This window comes from Roseibium suaedae, assembly GCF_900142725.1.
GTDB classification, from domain to species: domain Bacteria; phylum Pseudomonadota; class Alphaproteobacteria; order Rhizobiales; family Stappiaceae; genus Roseibium; species Roseibium suaedae.
Window position 1 is genome coordinate 40,621 of the sequence record NZ_FRBW01000007.1, and the last position, 16,114, is coordinate 56,734.

Annotated in this window: 15 protein-coding genes; 10 read left to right on the top strand and 5 right to left on the bottom strand. The window is 60.0% G+C overall.

The genetic code is table 11. The features are described from left to right. Window positions 1-459: 459 nt before the first annotated feature. Complete coding sequence (locus BUA94_RS21515) at window positions 460-2,121, top strand: BTAD domain-containing putative transcriptional regulator (RefSeq protein ID WP_175558102.1); 1,662 nt, start codon at window positions 460-462, stop codon at window positions 2,119-2,121. Here BUA94_RS21515 and BUA94_RS21520 read toward each other — a convergent pair. After that, a complete protein-coding gene (locus tag BUA94_RS21520) occupies window positions 2,114-2,470 on the bottom strand; it encodes a hypothetical protein (RefSeq protein WP_073015440.1) in 357 nt (118 codons plus the stop codon). The genes BUA94_RS21515 and BUA94_RS21520 overlap by 8 nt on opposite strands. 94 nt (window positions 2,471-2,564) lie before the next feature. Beyond that, a complete protein-coding gene (locus BUA94_RS21525; protein ID WP_073015441.1) occupies window positions 2,565-2,834 on the bottom strand; it encodes a hypothetical protein in 270 nt (89 codons plus the stop codon). A gap of 254 nt (window positions 2,835-3,088) precedes the next feature. Here BUA94_RS21525 and BUA94_RS21530 point away from each other — a divergent pair, with 254 nt between their 5' ends. Further along, window positions 3,089-4,498, top strand: coding sequence for a YcaO-like family protein (locus tag BUA94_RS21530; RefSeq protein ID WP_139251249.1), 1,410 nt, complete (start codon window positions 3,089-3,091; stop codon window positions 4,496-4,498). Window positions 4,499-4,672: 174 nt separating this feature from the next. Here the strand turns inward: BUA94_RS21530 and BUA94_RS21535 are convergent, their stop codons facing one another. Together BUA94_RS21535 and BUA94_RS21540 are read right to left on the bottom strand one after the other, a co-directional pair. After that, window positions 4,673-5,227, bottom strand: coding sequence for a CAP domain-containing protein (locus BUA94_RS21535; protein WP_073015443.1), 555 nt, complete (start codon window positions 5,225-5,227; stop codon window positions 4,673-4,675). Next, window positions 5,224-6,063 (bottom strand): phosphodiesterase, encoded by an 840-nt coding sequence (locus tag BUA94_RS21540; protein WP_073015444.1) that lies wholly within the window; start codon window positions 6,061-6,063, stop codon window positions 5,224-5,226. The genes BUA94_RS21535 and BUA94_RS21540 overlap by 4 nt, the downstream gene beginning before the upstream one ends. 110 nt (window positions 6,064-6,173) lie before the next feature. Here BUA94_RS21540 and BUA94_RS21545 point away from each other — a divergent pair, with 110 nt between their 5' ends. Genes BUA94_RS21545 through BUA94_RS21560 form a run of 4 tightly spaced genes read left to right on the top strand, consistent with a single transcriptional unit; the run spans window position 6,174 to window position 10,000 of the window. Continuing rightward, window positions 6,174-7,946 (top strand): ArnT family glycosyltransferase, encoded by a 1,773-nt coding sequence (locus BUA94_RS21545; RefSeq protein ID WP_084082180.1) that lies wholly within the window; start codon window positions 6,174-6,176, stop codon window positions 7,944-7,946. Between the two features lie 46 nt (window positions 7,947-7,992). Then, on the top strand, window positions 7,993-8,901 hold the full coding sequence (locus tag BUA94_RS21550; RefSeq protein ID WP_073015445.1) for a phosphatase PAP2 family protein: 909 nt from the start codon (window positions 7,993-7,995) through the stop codon (window positions 8,899-8,901). Continuing rightward, window positions 8,882-9,649, top strand: coding sequence for a glycosyltransferase family 2 protein (locus BUA94_RS21555; protein WP_073015446.1), 768 nt, complete (start codon window positions 8,882-8,884; stop codon window positions 9,647-9,649). The genes BUA94_RS21550 and BUA94_RS21555 overlap by 20 nt, the downstream gene beginning before the upstream one ends. A gap of 36 nt (window positions 9,650-9,685) precedes the next feature. Beyond that, window positions 9,686-10,000 carry a lipid-A-disaccharide synthase N-terminal domain-containing protein gene (locus BUA94_RS21560; protein WP_073015447.1) on the top strand — a complete coding sequence of 105 codons (315 nt, stop codon included), beginning with the start codon at window positions 9,686-9,688 and terminating at the stop codon, window positions 9,998-10,000. Window positions 10,001-10,021: 21 nt separating this feature from the next. On the opposite strand, the gene metC is transcribed toward BUA94_RS21560, so the two are convergent. Next, window positions 10,022-11,200 carry a cystathionine beta-lyase gene (metC, locus tag BUA94_RS21565; protein WP_073015448.1) on the bottom strand — a complete coding sequence of 393 codons (1,179 nt, stop codon included), beginning with the start codon at window positions 11,198-11,200 and terminating at the stop codon, window positions 10,022-10,024. A gap of 265 nt (window positions 11,201-11,465) precedes the next feature. Here metC and BUA94_RS21570 point away from each other — a divergent pair, with 265 nt between their 5' ends. The 4 genes from BUA94_RS21570 to BUA94_RS21585 all read left to right on the top strand — a co-directional run bounded on the left by BUA94_RS21570 (window position 11,466) and on the right by BUA94_RS21585 (window position 15,936). After that, window positions 11,466-12,488: an amino acid ABC transporter substrate-binding protein gene (locus BUA94_RS21570; RefSeq protein WP_073015449.1), complete on the top strand. Its 1,023-nt coding sequence runs from the start codon at window positions 11,466-11,468 to the stop codon at window positions 12,486-12,488. A gap of 222 nt (window positions 12,489-12,710) precedes the next feature. Then, on the top strand, window positions 12,711-13,901 hold the full coding sequence (locus BUA94_RS21575; RefSeq protein ID WP_073015450.1) for an amino acid ABC transporter permease: 1,191 nt from the start codon (window positions 12,711-12,713) through the stop codon (window positions 13,899-13,901). 10 nt (window positions 13,902-13,911) lie between these two features. Further along, a complete protein-coding gene (locus BUA94_RS21580) occupies window positions 13,912-15,069 on the top strand; it encodes an amino acid ABC transporter permease (protein WP_073015451.1) in 1,158 nt (385 codons plus the stop codon). 63 nt (window positions 15,070-15,132) lie between these two features. Continuing rightward, window positions 15,133-15,936 carry an amino acid ABC transporter ATP-binding protein gene (locus tag BUA94_RS21585; protein WP_073015452.1) on the top strand — a complete coding sequence of 268 codons (804 nt, stop codon included), beginning with the start codon at window positions 15,133-15,135 and terminating at the stop codon, window positions 15,934-15,936. Window positions 15,937-16,114: the final 178 nt, after the last annotated feature.

Genomic DNA, 16,114 nt, shown 5'->3' on the forward strand with positions numbered 1-16,114 from the left:
ATTAAACGCATTGTCAAACATCGGTACAGTGCGTGAAAATAGCGTGATAAACAGAGTCTGAAATCAAGCCCGGACTGGTATACTAGGTTAACAGACAGGCAAAATCATGTCCCTGTCTTTCTGGGGTTCAGCATGGCCGAGGCCTTCAAACTCAAGACATTCGGCGTTCCGGAGCTGACATTGGCTTGCGGCCGGCCAATGCCGATGGCTACGCGCAAGTCATTGGCAATTCTTGCTTTTCTGTCAAGGTGCCAAGGCGGGGTCGCGACCCGGGAAAAGCTTGCTGATCTCTTCTGGAGTGCGGCGGAAAGAGAGAAGGCTGCCCAGTCGCTGCGGCAGGCGCTCCGGCAGATCAAGGTGGTCGCTCCAAGGGAAACTCCACTCGTTGTTCCAGCGGATAAAAATCACCTTGCTCTAAACTCCGGGGTCATTTCGACGGATGTGGCGAGAGTAGAGGAATTGCTCCGTTCTGGCCGCGCCTCTGATTTCCAGCAGGCGAGTAAACTCGTTACCGGGCCGTTCCTCAGCGGATTCGAGACGATCGATTCCCACTTTGCCGACTGGTTGCTGATCGAGCGGCGGCGTGTCGAGGACCATCTGATTGCCCAGACGCTGAAGGTTCTCAATGACGCCCGGCTGGCGGAGCCCTCTCCCCGGATTGAAGCGGGAGCCCGTTTCATTCTTCAGATCGATGCCAGCAACGAACAGGCCCATCAGATTCTGATTCAGGCCTTGCTGGTTGGCGGGCGGCGGACCGAGGCGGAACAGCAGCTTGAGATCTGCAAGGCGGAACTCAAGGCAGCCCTGGATGCAGTGCCGGAGGCGGCGACCCTTGCCTTGCTGGAGATTGGTTCCGGCGCCTTGCAGCAGTCTCAGCCCTCAGAGCGGCCCTATGCCATGGCGGGAGCGCTGATTGGCGAGAGCGCCGATGCGGTGCAATTGCCGGAACTGACAATCGTGCAACTGGGGAATGGGGCAAGCCAGTCGCCGTATGCCCTGTCGGCGCTAGATGAAATCCGGACCTCTCTGGCTGCCTACCGAAACCTTGATCTTTATGATCAGTCTCTTGTCGGGGGCAATGGTGCCAATGTGGAACTGACGCGGGTTGAGGCGGGGGAGTTGGGAAGTTTCCTCCTGCGCTTCCGGCACGATCCCTTCACGGACTGCCTCTATCTGCAGCTTGAGCGCCGGGATACTGGTCGTGTCCAGTTCAATGAGGTGATTGATCTGGAGCGCATCCGATCCATCGATGATTTGAAATCATCGTGCTTCCAGGCGGTTGACCGGATTCAGGGGCATATTATCGGCCGGTTGCGCTCCCGCCCGGGCGTTACCCCTTTCAGCCGCTGGTGTCAGGCTGAAGCCCTGCTGTGGGAGTTCAGTCTCAGCTCGGATCAACGGGCCTTGAAGATCCTGGATGAACTGATGTCGGAACATCCATCCTTCTCCTTGCCCCATGCAGGCAAGACCTCCGTCCTTCTCAAGCGGCTGATGTATTATCCGCTCGCTGCCGGCGGTGTGGTTTGCCCGGAAGATGCGGTGGACAGTGGCTCGCGGGCCGTGCTGCTTGATCCGTGGCAGGTTCTTGCCCAGCGGATCAGCGGGTGGGCGCTGACAGTGGCGGGCAGGGCGAGCGAGGCGCGGAAGTCCTTCGCGGAAGCGGAGCGGCTCAATCCGCGCGATCCTTTCAATCTCATGTCGGTTGCGGAAGGCTATGGCTTCATCGGAGATCTGGACCGGGCGCGGCAGCTTGCCGACAGCGCCCTGTCAAAGGTTTCCGCTGCGCCGCGTGTCTTTTACGAATATATGGGCAACATCCATTTCTCGACCGGCGACTATGGTCAGGCAGCAGATTTGCTGAGCCGGGCGCCAAGCGACAGCATTGTCGCTCTGGTGACGCGTATTTCCGCCTTGCTGAAACAGGGGAACGGTTCAGAGGCCCAGCGGGTTCTGGAGCAATTGAAGTCCCGAGCCCTTTCCAGATTGCCCAATGCCGTTCCGGCAAACCATGAAATCGTCCGGACCTGGCTCCATCACACGAACATGTATCAGGATCCGGCAGCAAGAGCGGCCTATGCTGCTGGTGGCAGTTTTGTCTTGTCCAATCTCAATTTCAATTGAGCTGCCTGGGATGGCGCTCCTCCCGCAAGCTCTCCAAATGCGTAGAGTTTGGCCGCGTGACATCTCCCATGAATGTCTCTGCAATGGATAGCAGATAGTCCGGGTCCTGACGGGTGAGCTTTTCCTGGTTCAGGCGCCAGGGCAGGACCACCGGTTCCTTTTCGCCAGCTTTTGTAACCGAGACCTTGAAGGTGAAGAGGCTGACTGTCTCTTCTGGCAGGCCTGCCCGGCGCAACTCCCCTGCAGGATCTGACTTCAGGCGGCGCTGTGCCTCCGGATCTGTTGCGGCCTTCGCAAGCAGTTGTCCAAGGGCAAGGATGTTCTTCTGATAGGCAGGAAAACGGGCCATCACATTTACTCCCGGCGGAAGATTGATCCGGCGCACGCCGGAAGAGCGGCAGAGCCCGAGTTTTTCGGGCGCTGCCGTTCTGGAGAGCAGAAAGTTATTCCGGCAGGATGTCGTACATGCAGTTGCCGAGGGCGCGGCGGCCGATTTCGAGCAGATAGTCTTCGTCGCCGCTGGCAATGCGGGCATCATCCAGATCAGCCGGAACGACCAGGTGGACTGTGTCTGCAGTGTCTGCCAGAACAGTGAGGCGGCCGTCAGCCGAAAGATGGTCAACCAGAGCAGCGCGTTCTGAACTGTCCTGGATCATCGCGCCCATGGTGGCTGCAAACTCAAGCTTTTCGGTGGTGGAATGAACCGTAGACATGATGATACCTCGCATAAACTGTGTGAAATTGGTTGTATTTTATTAAAAAGATGAATTTCTGCGCTTTCTAAACTTTCGGCAGAAAGTCATTCTTTTGAGAAGCGATGTTTTTAGTTTTGAAAACTTCTAAATAAGCATCGTTTCGTCACTTAAATACTTTGATCGCCGGTTGTGAAAATCAATGAATTTATGGGAGCCAACTGGGGGTGCAATCCAGAGTGGTTGCCGGGTGTGGACAAGGAAAAGAGGTGATTTTGGGGGCATTTGAAGAGCTGGCGCGGGAACTGGCGGAAGGCGGTGAGACATCCCAAGGGGGGCGAGTTCAGCCGGACCAGAAACGGGCCTCTGACAAGCTTGTTGAATTGGGCGCAGCACGCTGGAACGATGCCGGTTTGACGCTCGTTCCGCCTTTCGATCTGACGGCACTTTGCCTTTTCGCGCCGCTTCTGGATGCGCTGCGGCCTGAGCTTTTCGACATCTCCCTTGATGATTTTCCCTATGTGTTGATGGCTGCCTTTCCAGGTGCTGGAAGCCGGCTGGATGGCGTGCCGGAGGCTGCCATGCGGTCCGTTGTGAGTGGCGGGCAGGGACGGGCGAAGGCTAAAGCCGTTCTCTCCTGCCTGGGGGAACTTGCGGAAAGAGCAACGCTTTTGCGCCGGCGTCCGGAGGACGGGCGTGTCGTGGGCCGCTCCGGGGGCTGTGTGGACCTCAACCTCGGTGAGGTGCTGGGCTTCAGCCGGCAGCAGGAAGCGGTTCTTCTGGCGGCCCGCCCTCATCTTGAAGCCTTCACGGGCGAGGGGGGGCGGATCGATTGGAATTCGGTCTCAGTGGACCGTTTGCGCGGGCTTGATCTTTCGACTGGAGAGCCTGTCAGCGTGCCTGCCTGCGGCGTCTTTGTCGAAACGGACCGGACTTCGCCCTTCGCTGGACTTGGGCTTGGATCAACGGTCGGCGCTGCCGTCTGGAGGGATCTGGAAGGGGCGCGGCAAAGGGCACTTCTTGAGCTGGTGGAGCGTGATGCTGTTGCCCGTGCCTGGTACAACCGCCTGGGGATAACCCGGCTTTGCGAGGCGAGTTGGTCACAGGTTTTCGATGTCGAGGTGGCGCAATTTATCAAGGATCGGGCGCGTACCACCTGGATCCTGACCCTGGATTGCGAATTTTCCGCGCATGTAGTTGTCGCCTTGTCGCACACAGACGGGGGGCTTGAGGCGGCTTTCGGTTCGTCCGCAGGGCTGACCTATGCTCAGGCGGCGGAAAGTGCTCTGAGTGAAATGCTGCAGAGCGAGCGCTCCCATGCCTTTGCCCTGAGGTCCTGGCAAGTGGAGCAGGTCAAGAATGCCGGTGCTTCCGCACGTCCCTTGCCGCCTCCGCTTGCCTATGGCGCCAGCGTGGATGTCCGGCAGGATCTCGGTTTGCTTGAGGCCAGGATGATGGATGAGATCCCATCGGAGATTTTTTCTCCGGAAGATGTGCTTGAAAGCTGCCTTGCGGACGGGATCCGTCTCTATGAGGTTGATGTGACCGAGCCCGGTCTCAAGATCCCTTGCGTCAAGATCCTCTCGCCTGATCTGGCAAGCTGGCAGCCTCGTTTCGGCAAGCGCAGACTGTTTCTTGGGGGGCGGAGTGAGGCCGAATTTGCAGCCCGGCCATTCCCGTTCTAGGGCGGTTGACAGGTGCCGGATGAGCGGCTAGAAAAAACTTGAGAATAATACTCCACTTTGGAGCGGCGTTCTCACTGGCGATTGCCGGTGCCCCTTTCGGGGTCTCTGGAAACTCACTTCAGGCGGGTCTTTTGGACCCGCCTTTTTTCTTTTGAATGCCTTGCAGATTTCCGCCTAGCGGACGACCGGCCTGCCGTCTTCCTGCGGACGCGACAGGGTCATGACCCAAAAATTGCGCCACTTTCCGTTGTTGCGGGACATGCGGGCGATGCCGACGCGGGTCACATAGATGTTCAGCAGGTTCTTGTTGTGATCCGGTGATTTCTGCCAGCCGGCGAAGGCTGCCTGCAGACTGGCATAGCCAGCCCCCAGGTTTTCCGCGCCCGCATAATTGGCATAGCCAGCCTTGTCGAGCCGCTGGGACAGACCGAACGGGCTGTGGGCCCAGGTGTCCATGCTGTCCTTCTCCGCGATGTGGCGGGCCATGTCCGCGGAGACGAGATCAAGCCTGCGGTCATGAAGCAGCGGTGACTTGCCCTTTTGCGCCCGGTAGGCGTTGAGCATGGCCAGCATGGCATCCTGGTCGACGGCAACCGGTGTGATCACCGTTTCCTCTTCCAGTTCCTTGCTGAAGTTCAGCATGCCGCAACCGGACAGGCTGGTTGCAAGCAGGCCTGCACCGGTCAGCCCGGTCAGAAAGCGGCGACGGTCTGTGGCATAACCACTCATACCTTTTCATCTCCGGGCCAGGTGACGCCTTCATCGGCCCAGAACGGGAAGGGGCCGGGGTGCTGTTCCACATAGGCAAGATGGCTGACAAGGCCTGTTGCCGGGGTGTGGCGATGGATGAAATAGGCGGCCGGTTCGAAATTGAACTGGCCCGGCGCATCCTCGGAGAATTCCAGAACAAGCTGGTGGGCTGTCGAGGGGGCAAGGGTCATGATCTTGCCTGCGAAGGACGTCACCAGCGGCCGGTGCACATGGCCGCAGATGATCCGCTCCACATGGGCATGCGGCCGGACGACGTCTGCCAGAGCCTCGCCATCGGCCAGGCCAATGCCGTCCATATGCGGAATGCCGGTCAGGCAGGGCGGATGGTGGATGGCCAGAATCGTCGGCTTGTCGCTCTCGCTCAAGGTTCTGGACAGCCAGTCCAGCTGCTCCTGGCCAAGATGACCGTGAGGCTTGCCGGGGACGTTGGAATCAAGGGCGATCAGCCGGAGGCTGCCGATGTCGGCAGCGTAATAGATCTTGCCGCTGGCGGTGTCGCGGATGCCCGGATAGTCGGAAAAGGCAGCCTTCATCCCGTCGGATTGATCATGGTTGCCGGGCAGCAGATAGACCGGCATGGGCAGCTTCGACAGCATGCGGCGGGCCTGGGCATATTCACGCGGATCGTTGTTGTCGGTCAGGTCACCGGTGACCACGACCGCGTCCGGACGCGGCTCGAGCGCCAGCAGTGCCTTGACCGCGCGCTCTGCGCGCATGTTGGTGTCGCTGACCCGGTAGCAGGTCAGACCGCTCGGCCGGAGATGCAAGTCGGTAATCTGGGCAATCAGTGTCATGATAGGTCCAAGAAATGGATAGGCTTAACGTCCGGGAGACGATACCGGAGGCTGGCTCTCAGGCAAGCGCCTGTTTCCCTTTTCCTCCGTCTCATGTAGGAGGAAGCGGAATGCGGCGAGAGCCCGACCGGACAAAAGCCGGACCGAAAAGTCCGGCAAAGAGCAGGAACCTGATCGACATGAGTGATGGCATGGACGCTGTGCGCCGCCCCCTCTGGATGCGTCTCTTTGCCCATGATGTCAGTGCGCCATTGCTGCTTTTGCTGCTGGCACTCGCGATTTTCATTCCGGGCCAATGGACCATTCCACCGCTCGACAGGGACGAACCGCGCTTCACCCAGGCCACCAAGCAAATGCTTGAGACGGATAACTATGTCGATATCCGCTTTCAGGAAGAAGCCCGTCACAAGAAACCTGTGGGCATCTACTGGATCCAGGCAGCTGCGGTGAAGATGACCGGCTTTGGGGCGGATGCGCCGCTCTGGGCCTACCGTCTTCCCTCTCTTATTGCTGCCTGCCTGACGGTGCTCTTTGTCTACTGGACGGCGAGGGCTTTTGTCGGTCCACCTGCCGCTCTTGTTGCAGGGCTGTTCTGCCTGGCCGCGATCATTCTGGGCGTCGAGGCAAGACTGGCCAAAACCGATGCCGTGCTCTTTGCCAGTATTGCGCTCGCGCAGGGGGCATTGGCCCGCATCTGGCTGAATGGCGGCGAAGAGCGCCGCTGGGGTCTGGCCTTCCTGTTCTGGACAGGGCTTGCAGTCGGCGTTCTGGTCAAGGGGCCGGTCGCGTTGATGGTGCTCGGCTTCACCATTGCCGGGATCATGGTGCTGACCCGCAAATTCGCCTGGTTCAAGTCGGCAGCTCCCCTTGCCGGGTTGCTCTGGTTCGTCGCGCTGGTTCTGCCCTGGTTCGTTGCGATCTACATCGCCACCGATGGCGCCTTTTTCCAGGAGGCTGTCGGCAAGGATCTGCTCGGCAAGGTCGGGCAGGGGCAGGAGGGGCATGGTGCGCCGCCGCTGACCCATCTGGGCGTGATGTTCGGCGTGTTCTGGCCGCTGCCCGCCTTCGTGCTGCTGGCGCTTGGCGCTATCTGGCGTGGCCGGGCAAGCCCGCTGGTGGTCTTCTGTGCCGCCTGGTTCCTGCCGTCCTGGGTCGTGTTTGAACTGGTCGCGACCAAACTGCCCCATTACACCATGCCCTTGCTGCCAGCCTTGGCCATTCCGGTGGGCGCGGCGCTGATGGAAGGGGTGGGCCGGCAGTCCAACCGGGCGCTGCGCTGGATTGCTGCCGTTCTTCTGGCCATACCCGCCCTGGCTCTGGCCGTGGCCAGCTTTGCTGGTCCGCTCTATCTCGGCGACTGGCCCTCGCCCCCTGGGGCCGTTTTGGCTGTCTTCGGCGCGCTTCTGGCAATTGGTGCTGCTTCCCGTCTGGTGCAGGGGCGCCCCCTTGATGGAGTTCCTCTGGCTGTTGCTGCCTCCGTCGTGCTCACCATTGGGATCTGGGGCTTTACCGGACCGGCTCTCAAGACGATCTGGATCAGCCCGCGTCTGACGGATGCGATCACCGAGAGCGCCACCTGTACGGATCCGGCGGTTGCATCTGCCGGGTTCAACGAGCCGAGCTTCATTTTCCTGCAGGGAACTCAAACGGCGCTCGTCAGCGGCAAGGACGCGGCAGACTTCCTTGCGGGCAAGACAAATGCGGGGATAACGCCTGAGAAGGCCGGGGCCTGCCGTATTGCCGTCGTCGAAAGCCGTCAGGAACAGGCGTTTCTTGAAGCTGCCAATGCGAACGGACTTGTGCCTGAGCTGCGAAAGAGAGTAGACGGCCTCAATATCAACGGCGGAAAACGGATGGATATCGGACTTTATGTCCATCCGTGAGCCTGACGGATGTCCTGAACGCAGACCCGAGAGCTGGCTGGAGTTTATGAGCGAAACCGGATTGCAAGCGAAGCTGAAGCGCATTGTTGGCCGCATGGACGGAAATTTCCGTCAGGTCCGCCAGCTGATCGCGGGCAGGGCAGAGCGTGCGGAGCGCTTTCGTGACCCCTTGCGCCCCGGTCAGAGGCCGCAGGACATTTTTGCAGTTCTTCTGTTCACAGTTGGTCTGGCCGTGGTGGTTCTGGATATTCCGACCTACCCCTGGATCCGCTCTCTGCCGCCAGCCTATCTGAATACTTTTGCCACCTTCACGGATCTGGGCAAGGCGCACTGGATCTTGTGGACCTCGGGCGTCATCTGTCTGGCATTGCTTGCCCAGGAAACCGGAAAGTGGCGGTTCCGTCTGCGCATGGCGGCAGGCGCCGCCTTCACCTATGGTGGGTTTATCTTCTTCACTGTTGCTGCAAGCGGTGTCCTGTCCGTGATCCTGAAATGGTCTCTCGGGCGCGCGCGCCCGAAGCTTTATGATCAGGTGGGGCCGGTCGAGTTCGATTTCTTTGCCTTCCACGGCAGCTACACAAGCTTCCCCTCCGGCCATTCCACTACGGTAGGGGCGTTTGCTGCCGCGCTGGCGCTGATTTTCCCGTCCTGGCGCTGGCTGATCCTGGTTGCCGCCTTCTGGGTGGCCTTCAGCCGCTGCTTTGTCGGGGCCCATTATCCCTCCGACGTGATCGCCGGAACGCTTCTGGGCGTCACCTTCACCTTCTTCACAGCGCGGGCACTTGCCCGCCGCAGGCTCGGATTCCACATCACGCCGGAAGGCCGGATCGAGCCGATCATGAGCGCCCGTTCTGCAAAGGCCTGCGTCCGGGAAATCTGGCGCACCTGGCTTGGCCGTCAGACGGCACGGCGCGCTGAACCAATGCGAGAGAGCCATGACCAGCAGCCACAATGAGGCGATGAGCGCCGCCAAGGGGCATCTAGCGGTGACCGTGGTTGTTCCGGCCAAGGATGAAGCCGAGAACCTGCCGATCCTGCTGGACGAAATCCGCGAAGCCCTGACCGGCCGGAATTTCGAAGTCATCGTTGTCGACGATGGCTCGGGGGACAACACCGGTGAGGTGCTGGCCGCCTATCAGACCGCAAATCCGTGGCTGCGGGTGTTCCGTCATGAAACCGCTTGCGGCCAGAGCTGTGCGGTGCGCACCGGCGTTCTGAATGCCCGTGGCGACGTGGTCGCGACCATCGATGGGGATGGCGAGAACAATCCGGCCTATATCCCGGAACTGCTGGATGCGCTGGCAGCCGGTGGTCCGCAGGTCGCCCTTGCCGCCGGGCAGCGTCTTGGCCGCAAGGCGAGCCTTGCCAAGCGCTATGCTTCCAAGTTTGCCAACAAGCTGCGCGGCGCGATCCTGAAGGACAAGACCCGCGACAGTGGCTGCGGCCTGAAGGCCCTGCGGCGCGAGGTGTTCCTGCAGCTTCCCTATTTCGACAGCTGGCACCGCTTCCTGCCCGCGCTGGTCATCCGCGAAGGCTATGACGTGGTGCATGTCGACGTGCTGGATCGTCAGCGCCGCCATGGCACGTCCAAATACGGCATTTTCGACCGGGCGCTGGTGGGCGTGCTCGACCTTTTCGGTGTCTGGTGGCTTCTGCGCCGCCGGAAGCGGATTGCCCGTGTGCGGCAGACCGCCGGCTCCTAACCCCGATCACCCAACGTTCAAGGAACGGATCAAATCATGTCCGCGCTTCTCGACTGGCTTCACAGCGTATTTGTGGTGCAGTTTGATTTCTGGATCATCCTGGGCTTCTTCGCTCAAGGGATGTTCATGATGCGCTTTGTTATCCAGTGGATCGCTTCCGAGCGGGTCGGCCGGTCGATCGTGCCGGTTGCCTTCTGGTTCTTCTCCATCGGCGGCGGCGTCTTGCTGCTGATTTACGCGATCCAGCGCAAGGATCCAGTGTTCATTGCGGGCCAGGGGCTTGGCCTGATCATCTATTTCCGGAACCTCTGGCTGATTTTCAGGGAAAAGCGGCGCGATCCGGCAATCTGACCGCGCCGATTTCTCTTTCGATCAGCCGAAGGCGGCCTTGAATGCCGCGTCCAGATCCGCCTTCAGATCACGCGGATCTTCCAGGCCAATGTGCAGACGGCCCGAAACCACGGAGCTGTCAGGGGTCGTGGCCGTGCGCGCGCCCTTGAGGTGTACCGGAATGGCCAGGCTCTCGTAGCCCCCCCAGGAATAGCCAAGTCCAAAGAGCGTCAGCGCGTTGAAGAAGGCGGTGGACTGCTCCTTGGTGGTGCCTGCCTTGAAGTCGAAGGCGAAGAGGCCGCAGGCACCGGTGAAGTCCCGCTTCCAGATCGCATGGCCCGGATCGCTTTCCAGGGCCGGATAATGCACGCGGCTCACGTCGTCGCGGGCCTCCAGCCAGGTTGCGATCTCGAGCGAACTGCGCATGTGCCGTTCAAGGCGCACAGACAGGGTCCTGAGGCCGCGCAGGGCCAGATAGACGTCATCTGGCGCAACATGGACACCGAGGGCGCCATGCAGCGCTTCGAGTGCCGGCCAGGCCTTTTCAGAGGCGGCAACCGTGCCCATCATCGTGTCCGAGTGCCCGACGATGTATTTCGTGCCCGCCTGAATGGACAGGTCCACGCCCAGATCCAGCGGCTTGCAGAACAGGGGGCTGGCCCAGGTGTTGTCCATCAGAACGGTGGCGCCGATGGTTCTGGCGGCTTCCGCGATGGCTGGAATATCCTGCATTTCGAAGGTGAGCGAGCCGGGAGCCTCGGTGAAGACGGCTGCGGTGTTCGGCTGGAACAGGCTCTTGATGCCGCCGCCGACGGCCGGGTCATAGTAGGTGACCTCGATGCCGTATTTCGGCAGCACCGTATCGGCAAAATGCCGGGTCGGGCCGTAGGCCGTGTCGGCAATCAGGATGTGGTCGCCAGCCTTCAGGCAGGACAGGCAGGCCAGCGCCACCGCATTCAGGCCGGAATTGGCAAGCTTTACCCCCTTGGCGCCTTCCATCTGGCGGATGGCTTCTTCCAGCGCGTCGCTGGTCGGGGTTCCCCTGCGCCCGTAGTAATACCGCTTCTTGCCCCCCTCCATGGTTTCCACGTCCGGAAACAGAACTGTCGAGGCATGAACGACCGGAGGGTTCACGAATCCATGGAAATTTTGCGGATCATTGCCAGCATGCGTAAGGACGGTGTCTAAAAAATAGGCGTCAGTTGGCTTGTTCGTGGTCATGTTCACCTTCTGTGCATTCACTTGCTAACCATTCCCAGGGCCACTAGGGAAAAAGTCGTAATTGTGAGACTGCAACCCCTTGACCCTTCGCGTCAAATGCCATCGAATGGATACATTGGGATGGTCTAAAGAGGGCTTGGAGGGAAAACCGGTCGCACCGGGACAATGTGAAGAGCTTTCCAGCCTGAGCACTGTCAATCGTGGGCCCGCAGCACCATCCCGATAAAACAAAAAAATGTATGGGTAACATAAAGGCTGCATTCTTATGTCCAAGAATATCCTTCCGCTGGCCCTTGGGGCCGCAATGGGAATCGTTGCGTCCGCCGCTGCTGCGCAGGCCGGCACGCTCGACGATGTCAAAGCCAAGGGGTTCATTCAGTGCGGTGTTAGCCAGGGTCTGCCGGGCTTCTCCAATCCGGATGCACAGGGGAACTGGACTGGTCTCGATGTTGATCTCTGCCGCGCGGTTTCCGCAGCAGTGTTCGGCACTCCGGACAACGTCAAGTATTCGCCGCTGAGCGCTAAGGAGCGTTTCACTGCTCTGCAGTCCGGCGAAATCGACATCCTGTCGCGTAACACCACCTGGACGCTGTCTCGCGACACCTCGCTCGGTCTGAACTTTGCTGGCGTCAACTACTACGACGGCCAGGGCTTCATGGTCCGCAAGGATCTCGGCGTTGCCTCCGCCCTGGAACTGTCAGGCGCGTCCGTCTGCACGCAGACCGGCACCACCACCGAGCTGAACATCGCCGACTACTTCCGCTCCAACAACATGCCGTACGAAGTCGTTGCCTTCGAAAAGCTGGAAGAAGTGGTCAAGGCCTATGATGCCGGCCGTTGCGACGTGTTCTCGAACGATGCTTCGGGCCTCTACGCAACCCGTCTGACGCTGACCAACCCGGGCGATCACATCGTTCTGCCGGAAATCATCTCCAAGGAGCCGCTCGGCCCGGTCGTTCGTCATGGCGACGATCAGTGGTTCGACGTGGTCAAGTGGACCCACAACGCCATGCTCAACGCTGAAGAGCTGGGCGTGACCTCTGCCAACGTTGAAGAGATGAAGTCTTCCGATAACCCGGAAGTGAAGCGTCTGCTCGGTGTTGAAGGTGCGTTCGGCGAAATGCTCGGCCTGCCGAATGACTGGGTCGTGGCCATCGTCAAGAACGTCGGCAACTACGGTGAGTCCTTCGATCGCAACGTCGGTCCGAACACCCCGCTGGCGATCTCCCGCGGTCTGAACGCTCTGTGGAAAGACGGCGGCATCCAGTACGCTGCGCCGATCCGCTAATCGTCAGAACAGATTGAATCCGGATTAACCGGATCACTCTTGGCGTCCCGATCGGTAACCACCGGTCGGGACGCTTGCTTAAAGGGCATGTGCCGGCGCAAACACGCGACACCTGTGCCGGCTCCCAGGGGACAATCAAGCCGCTTTCTCGCGTCGACAGGGAAGGGGAAGCGGTGCGCAAACAGGCGAAAATGCCGTTGCGCTTATGGTTGGCGAGGACAAATGACAACGCGTGACAAAGGGGTGGCGCAGCCAGAGGCTCGTTCGTCACTGATAAATGATCCGCAAGTAAGAGCGGTTTTCTTCCAGGTGCTGCTGGTCGCGGTGGTCGCGTTCGTGGGCTATGTGATCGTGAGCAACACGATTGCCAACCTTCAACGCCAGAACATCGCGTCAGGCTACGGCTTCCTGAGCAACATTGCCGGTTTCGGCATTTCACTGACCCTGATCGACTATGCGGAAACCTCCTCCTATGGCACGGCCATTCTGGTGGGGCTTTTGAACACCATTCTGGTCGCCGTCGTGGGCATCGTCTGTGCCTCGACACTTGGCTTCCTGATTGGCGTGGCCCGTCTGTCGAAGAACTGGGTCATCTCCCGTCTTGCCTATTGCTATGTCGAGGCAATCCGGAACGTGCCGCTGCTGCTGCAGATCGTGTTCTGGTACTTCCTGCTGCTGAATGCGGTGCCCAATGCCCGCAACAGCCTGGAATTCGGCGGTTCTCTGTTCCTGAACAACCGCGGGTTCTTCCTGCCCAAGCCGGTGTTCGGCGACGGCGCTGAACTCGCCTTCTGGGGACTGATCCTCTCGGTAGTCGCCAGCATTGCGGTGAAGGTCTGGGCCAAGAAGCGTCAGATGAGCACCGGTCAGCAATTTCCCGTCGGTCTGACCGCGCTGGGGCTGATCGTTCTCGTGCCGCTGCTGTGCCTTGCAGTGGCCGGTTTCCCGGTCACCTTTGACTATCCGGCACTGAAGGGCTTCAACTTCACGGGTGGTCAGCGGGTCATTCCGGAATTGATTGCCCTGGTGACCGCGCTGTCGATCTACACCTCTGCGTTTATCGCCGAGATCGTGCGTGCGGGCATTCAGGCCGTCAGCCATGGACAGACGGAGGCAGCCCATGCCCTCGGCCTGCGTCATGGTCCGACCCTGCGCCTGGTCATCATCCCCCAGGCGATGCGCGTCATCATTCCACCGCTGACAAGCCAGTATCTGAACCTGACCAAGAACTCCTCGCTCGCGGTGGCCATTGCCTTCCCCGATCTGGTGTCTCTCGGCGGGACCGTGCTGAACCAGACGGGTCAGGCAATCGAGGTCATTTCGATCTGGATGCTGGTCTATCTGTCGCTCAGCCTGATCACGTCGGCCTTCATGAACTGGTACAACCAGAAAATGGCCCTGGTGGAGCGGTGAGGTAGAACCCATGTCGCAAACAAGCACTTTTCAGATCCGGACCGAGGAGGCACCGCGCCTTCCGGCTCCGGTCGCCACATCGGGCTTCATCGGCTGGGCGAGACAGAACCTGTTCTCCTCCGCCGGAAACACGATCCTGACCATCCTCGGCCTTTTGCTTGCCTTCTTCATCTTCGAGCCGTTGATCAAGTTTGCCCTGATCGACGCCGTGTGGACGGGCGAGAACCGTGATGCCTGTCTGGCTGCGGAAGGCAGCGGGCAGTCGGTTGGGGCCTGCTGGGCCTTCGTGAAAGCCTATTTCCCGCAGTTCATCTACGGGCGCTATCCCGCAGCTGAAATTTACCGGGTCAACATCGTCTATGCGATGTTTGCCGCCCTCCTGATCCCGATGGCGATCCCGAGCGTGCCGTTCAAGAAACTGAACGCCATCCTGCTCCTGGTCGTCTTCCCGATCATTTCCTACTATCTGCTGACAGGCCTCGTCATCGGCGACGCTGTCATCCTGCCGATCGTGGAAACCCCATATTGGGGCGGGCTGCTGGTGACCCTGGTGATTGCGGTCACGGGCATCACGGCATCGCTGCCGCTGGGCATCCTCTTTGCTCTCGGCCGCCGGTCGCACATGCCGATCGTCAAGCTGGTCTCGGTGATCTTCATCGAGTTCTGGCGCGGCGTTCCGCTGATCACCGTGCTGTTCATGTCCTCGGTCATGCTGCCGCTGTTCCTGCCGGACGGTGTGACCTTCGACAAGCTCCTGCGCGTGCTGATCGGGGTGGCTCTCTTCTCCGCAGCCTATATGGCGGAAGTGGTCCGTGGTGGTCTCCAGGCCATTCCGAAGGGACAGTATGAAGGAGCAATGGCTCTCGGCCTGCGCTTCTGGCCCATGATGGGTCTGATCATCCTGCCACAAGCGCTCAAACTGGTGATCCCGGGTATCGTGAACACCTTCATCGGTCTCTTCAAGGACACGACGCTGGTCATGATTGTCGGCATGTTCGATCTGCTTGGCCAGATCAACACGTCGACCACGGATCCGAACTGGGCCAGCCCGACCACGGGCGTGACCGGCTACCTGTTCGCCGCGATGGTCTTCTTCTGCTTCTGCTTCGGCATGTCGCGCTACTCGATCTTCATCGAGAAGAAGCTGCACACCGGGCACAAACGCTAAACGGCACCAGCGCCAGCGGAGCGGCCACGGCCGCTCCCGAGACAAGATATTGGAGATAAAACCATGACTGACATCGCTGCGACCGCCGAAGAACAGGCGATCAACCGCTCCAAGATGCAAATTTCGGAGACGGAAGTCGCCGTTGAACTGAAGGGCATGAACAAGTGGTACGGTGACTTCCACGTTCTGCGCGACATCAACCTGACTGTGATGAAGGGCGAGCGGATCGTTATCTGCGGCCCGTCCGGTTCGGGCAAATCCACCATGATCCGCTGCATCAACCGTCTGGAAGAGCACCAGAGCGGCCAGATCATCGTGGATGGCAATGAACTGACCGATGACCTGAAGAAGATCGACGAGATCCGTAGGGAAGTGGGCATGTGTTTCCAGCACTTCAACCTGTTCCCGCATCTGACCATCCTGGAAAACTGCACCCTTGCCCCGATCTGGGTACGCAAGATGCCGAAGAAGCAGGCTGAAGAGATCGCGATGCACTATCTGGAGCGCGTCAAGATCCCGGATCAGGCCAACAAGTACCCGGGCCAGCTGTCCGGTGGCCAGCAGCAGCGCGTGGCGATTGCCCGCTCGCTCTGCATGAGCCCGAAGATCATGCTGTTCGATGAGCCGACCTCGGCCCTCGATCCGGAAATGATCAAGGAAGTTCTGGACGTGATGGTCGGTCTTGCCGAAGAAGGCATGACCATGCTTTGCGTGACCCACGAAATGGGCTTTGCCCGCAAGGTGGCGAACCGGGTGATCTTCATGGACGCCGGCCAGATCGTTGAGCAGAACGAGCCGGAGCCGTTCTTCACCAATCCGCAGCATGAGCGTACCAAGCTGTTCCTCAGCCAGATCCTGCACCACTGATCCGGCTTTGTGGACCTTCACTGACGTTGAAAGGGGCGGAGCGATCCGCCCCTTTTCGCGTTCCGGGGAAAGGGCTCAATGCTGCGCTGCCGCACAAGAAATCCTTGCGCCTGGGCCATCTCAGGCAGAGCATGGACACCTGTCCGCCGGGAATGAACCACGGCGGGCAAGGCGCGCA